We start from the raw sequence: 4,412 nt of genomic DNA on the forward strand, positions 1-4,412 counted from the left end.
GGCCGCAGGCGTCGCGCCCAGGCGACCGCCGCCACCCGGACCACGGCCGACAGGCCCAGCAGCGCGAGCCCGGTCAGCGCCCGCGACGGGGTGCCGACGTCGGTGGCGATCAGCGCGAAGAGCACGCACCCCGCCGCAGCGGCACCGTCGGCGACCGCCTGGACGAGGGTGATGATCCGCATGCTCCGACCCTAGGAGAGCCGGGCCCCGCGGATCGAGCCCGGCCGCGCCCCACTCCCCCGCGTGCGCGCCCCCGTCCGCCCGCCGCGCGCCCCCGTCCCCCACCCGGTTCCCCCTCATGGCGGACTCCCCCGCGCAGCCCCGCACCTAGCGTGAGCAGCACGGATCACCCACGCCCACCGAGGAGGCCATTCGTGCTCGAAGTCCAGAACGTCACGCGCTCGTTCGGGGACCGCCGCGTCCTCGACGACGTGTCATTCACCGTGCGGCCGGGGAGGCTGACCGGCTTCGTCGGCGGCAACGGCGCCGGCAAGACCACCACCATGCGGATCATGCTCGGCGTGCTCACCGCCGACTCCGGCACCGTGTCGCTCGACGGCCGCGACCTCGGCACCTCGAGCCGCCGCACCTTCGGCTACATGCCGGAGGAGCGCGGCCTCTACCCGAAGATGAAGCTGCAGGAGCAGATCGTGTACCTCGGCCGCCTGCACGGCATGAGCGCCGCCGACGCGACCGCGAGCACCGAGCGCCTGCTCGAGCGGCTCAGCCTCGGCGAGCGGCGGAACGACCCCATCGAGTCGCTGTCGCTCGGCAACCAGCAGCGGGCGCAGATCGCCGCGAGCCTCGTGCACGACCCCGAGGTGCTCGTGCTCGACGAGCCGTTCTCGGGCCTCGACCCGATCGCCGTCGAGACGGTCCTCGGCGTCCTCACCGAGCGGGCCGCGCAGGGCGTGCCCGTGCTGTTCTCCTCCCACCAGCTCGACATCGTGGAGCGCCTCTGCGACGACGTGGTCGTCATCGCCGAGGGCCGGATCCGCGCGTCGGGCGACCGCGAGCAGCTGCGCGACGAGCACAGCCGCCCGCTCACGGAGCTGCAGATCGACGGCGACGGCGGCTGGGTGCGCGACGTGCCCGGCGTCGAGGTCGTCGAGTTCGACGGCGGCTACGTGCTCTTCGAGGCCGAGGAGGAGGCGCGCCAGCGCGTGCTCGCCGAGGCCGTCTCCCGCGGAACCGTCACCGGGTTCACGCGCCGCCGCCCCACCCTCAGCGAGATCTTCCAGGAGGTCGTCCAGTGAGCACCACCACCGCCAGCCGACAGGGCACGGCCCCGACGTTCGCCCAGTCCACGATGCTCGTGACCGGCCGCGAGGTGCGCATGCGCCTGCGCAGCAAGTCGTTCCTCATCAGCACGGGGATCCTGCTCGTCGGGATCCTCGCATCCATCGTCGTCAGCGGCTTCCTCGCCGCGAACGGCGGCACGGGCGACGGCGACCGCACGCGCGTGGCCGTGGTCGGCACCGCGTCACAGGCCGTGTCCGCCGCCGAGTCGCTCGAGGGCGTGCCCGCCGACAGCGTCGAGGACGCGCAGGCGATGGTCCGCGACGGCGACGTGGAGGCCGCGGTCGTCCCCGACACCCAGGCCGACTCCGACGGCGCCGTCCTCGTGATCGGCGACACCTCAGCGCCCGACGGCGTCGTGAGCGCCCTCACGGACACCCCGCGCGTGGAGCTCCTGGAGGAGCCGACCACGAACCCCGCCGTCGCCTACCTCGTGGCGATCGCGTTCGGCCTCGTGTTCTTCATCTCCGCGCTGACGTTCGGGCAGATCATCGCCCAGAGCGTGGTGGAGGAGAAGCAGACGCGCGTGGTCGAGCTGCTCATGTCGACCATCCCCGTGCGGGCGCTGCTCGCCGGCAAGGTGCTCGGCAACAGCATCCTGGCGTTCACGCAGATCGCGCTCATCGCCCTCATGACGGGCGTCGGGCTGCTGGTGACCGAGCAGACGGCGCTCCTCGCGGTCGTCGGCCCCGCGGTGATCTGGTTCGTCGTGTTCTTCCTGTTCGGGTTCGTGCTGCTCGCGTCGCTCTTCGCGGCCGCCGCCTCGCTCGTCTCCCGCCAGGAGGACGTGGGCGCGGTCACGGCCCCGGTCACGTACCTCGTGATGATCCCGTACTTCGCGGTCATCTTCTTCAACGACAACCCCGTGGTGATGACGATCATGTCGTACGTGCCGTTCTCGGCGCCGGTCGGGATGCCGATGCGCCTGTTCCTCGGCGAGGCCCAGTGGTGGGAGCCGCTCGTGTCGCTCGCCGTGCTGATCGCGACGACCGCCGTGGTGGTCGCCCTCGGGTCCCGCATCTACAGCAACTCGCTGCTGCGCACCGGATCCCGCGTGAAGCTCAAGGAGGCGCTGAAGGGATGATCGACGCGCTGCAGGACTTCACGGACGGCCTGCCGGAGGTGCTCCGGTGGTTCGGGATCATGGTCACCGCGATGATCCCGTTCCTCGAGGTCGAGCTCGCGGCCGTGCTGGGGGTCCTCAGCGGCCAGCACGTGGCGGTCGCGGTGCTCGCGGCCGTGGTGGGCAACACCGCGGTCGTGGCGCTGATCGTGCTGGTCGCGTCGCGCACGCGCACCCGGCTCACGCGGGACAGCGCGAAGGAGGAGACGCCGAGGCGCGCCAAGGTCCGCCGGACGTTCGACCGCTACGGCGTGCCGGGCGTCAGCCTCCTCGGGCCCCTCCTGCTGCCGACGCACTTCACGTCGGCCGCGATGGTCTCGTTCGGCGCCCGCCCGCGCGCGGTCCTCATCTGGGAGACGATCGCGATCGCCGTCTGGGGCGTCGCGTTCGGGGCGCTCGCGGTGCTGGGGCTGGCGGCGGTGTGATCCGGTCCGGCCGCTGTCCCGACGACCGCCCGGCCGCTCCCGCGCCCCCGTCCTGTGCGGACGGCCACGTCGCCGATACGGTCGAGGCATGACCCCCGCGACGACGCCCGGATCCACGCCGCCCCTCGAGCTGCCGCTGTACGGCGCGTCCTGGTACGAGGCGATGCGGAGGTTCTTCCTCAAGTACGCGACGTTCCGCGGGCGCGCGAGCCGCAGCGAGTTCTGGTGGTGGGTGCTCACGGGCTTCGTGGCCTCGTCGATCCTGCGGACGATGAGCGACCTCACCATGGGCGGCCGGGACCTGCCCGGCCAGCTGAACCCGGTCTTCATCGCCGATCCCTGGAGCGGGATCTCGGCGGTGGTGCAGCTGGCGGTGTTCATCCCGTCGCTGGCCGTCTCCTGGCGACGGCTGCACGACGTCGACCGCAGCGGCACGTGGACCTTCATCAACTTCATCCCGATCCTCGGGCAGATCGTCTACGTGGTCATGACCGCGAGCCGTCCCCGCCCGGGTGGCGCGCGCTTCGACTGACGCCGCGGATCCGCGCGCCGAGGACTCGACCGTCGGGAACTCGCGCGCGCGGGCGAGGAGCGCCGCTACGGTGAGCGCGATCCGCTCCCCGAACCCGAGGACCCCCATGGCCGTCGCCGCCCGCCGCATCCTGCCCACCGCGCTCGCGGCCGTCCTCCTCGCCGCGGCGCTCAGCGGGTGCTCGCTGCAGCAGCTGGCCGACCTCGTGCCGCACACCGAGATGCGCGGCGACGACGGATCCATCACCGCCGGCGGCACGACCGACGTCTTCACGCTGCGCGAGGGCGACTGCCTCGACGACGCGACGCTGGCGGCCCCTTCCGACGACGCTCCCGCGGACGCACGGCCCGCGGGCGACGAGGACACGGATCCGGTGGGCGACGTGAGCACGGTGCCCTGCTCCGAGCCGCACGACTTCGAGGTCTACGCGAACGTGACGATCGCGGGCGACGCGTTCCCGGGCGACGACGCGGTGGGCTCCCGGGCCGACGACCTGTGCGGATCCGCGTTCGGGACCTTCATCGACTTCGACTACCAGGACTCCATCTACGACTACCGGTCCTACCAGCCCACGAGCGGCAGCTGGAGCACGGGCGACCGGACGGCGAACTGCCTCATCGGGGACCCCGCGGGGAAGACCGTCGGCTCGCTCGCGGGCATCGGCCGGTAGCGGCGCAGGCCGCCCGAGCGGAGGGCCGCCCGGAGCCGATCGCTAGGCGCGGTCCGCGCTGCCGTCGCGGCCCGCCTCCGCACCGTCGACCCCGACGCGGTCGCCCTGCACCTCCACGGTCGCGGGGCCGTCGACCTCGACGCGGGTGGCGCCGTCGCCGTGCCCGCCCACGATCACGGTCACCTCGGGCGACGCGGATCCGGCCGGCACCGCGTAGGTGTCGAAGTCCGCGGCGTCGTCGGCGTCGCGCTCCTCGGCTGCCTCGCGGGTGCCCTCGGCGTCCGCCTTCGCGGAGTCGGCGAGCACGGCGCCCGCGGCCTTCGCGCGGTCGGCCGCCTCGGAGCCGATGTCCTTCGCGGCGTC

Annotated in this window: 5 protein-coding genes and 2 pseudogenes; 5 read left to right on the forward strand and 2 right to left on the reverse strand. The window is 73.1% G+C overall.

Annotated features, from left to right (window positions below; all coding sequences use genetic code 11):
- A pseudogene (locus DZG00_RS12670) lies at positions 1-182 on the reverse strand (hypothetical protein); the annotation flags it as partial.
- A 192-nt stretch (positions 183-374) separates the two neighbouring features.
- On the opposite strand from DZG00_RS12670, the gene DZG00_RS12675 reads away from it, so the two are divergent.
- The 5 genes from DZG00_RS12675 (at position 375) to DZG00_RS12695 (ending at position 4,049) form a co-directional block, all read left to right on the forward strand.
- Positions 375-1,256, forward strand: coding sequence for an ABC transporter ATP-binding protein (locus DZG00_RS12675; RefSeq protein WP_119382676.1), 882 nt, complete (start codon positions 375-377; stop codon positions 1,254-1,256).
- Entirely contained in the window at positions 1,253-2,383 is a 1,131-nt protein-coding gene (locus DZG00_RS12680) for an ABC transporter permease (protein ID WP_119382675.1), read from the forward strand. The genes DZG00_RS12675 and DZG00_RS12680 overlap by 4 nt, the downstream gene beginning before the upstream one ends.
- Positions 2,380-2,847: a hypothetical protein gene (locus DZG00_RS12685; protein ID WP_119382674.1), complete on the forward strand. Its 468-nt coding sequence runs from the start codon at positions 2,380-2,382 to the stop codon at positions 2,845-2,847. Before DZG00_RS12680 ends, DZG00_RS12685 begins: the two co-directional genes overlap by 4 nt.
- Before the next feature lie 88 nt (positions 2,848-2,935).
- A complete protein-coding gene (locus DZG00_RS12690; protein WP_119382673.1) occupies positions 2,936-3,379 on the forward strand; it encodes a DUF805 domain-containing protein in 444 nt (147 codons plus the stop codon).
- 106 nt (positions 3,380-3,485) lie between these two features.
- A complete protein-coding gene (locus DZG00_RS12695) occupies positions 3,486-4,049 on the forward strand; it encodes a septum formation family protein (RefSeq protein ID WP_119382672.1) in 564 nt (187 codons plus the stop codon).
- 42 nt (positions 4,050-4,091) lie between these two features.
- Here the strand turns inward: DZG00_RS12695 and DZG00_RS12700 are convergent.
- Positions 4,092-4,412, reverse strand: a pseudogene (locus DZG00_RS12700) (Asp23/Gls24 family envelope stress response protein); the annotation flags it as partial.

The sequence above is a fragment of the Clavibacter lycopersici genome (assembly GCF_003576405.1).
Lineage (GTDB): Bacteria > Actinomycetota > Actinomycetes > Actinomycetales > Microbacteriaceae > Clavibacter > Clavibacter lycopersici.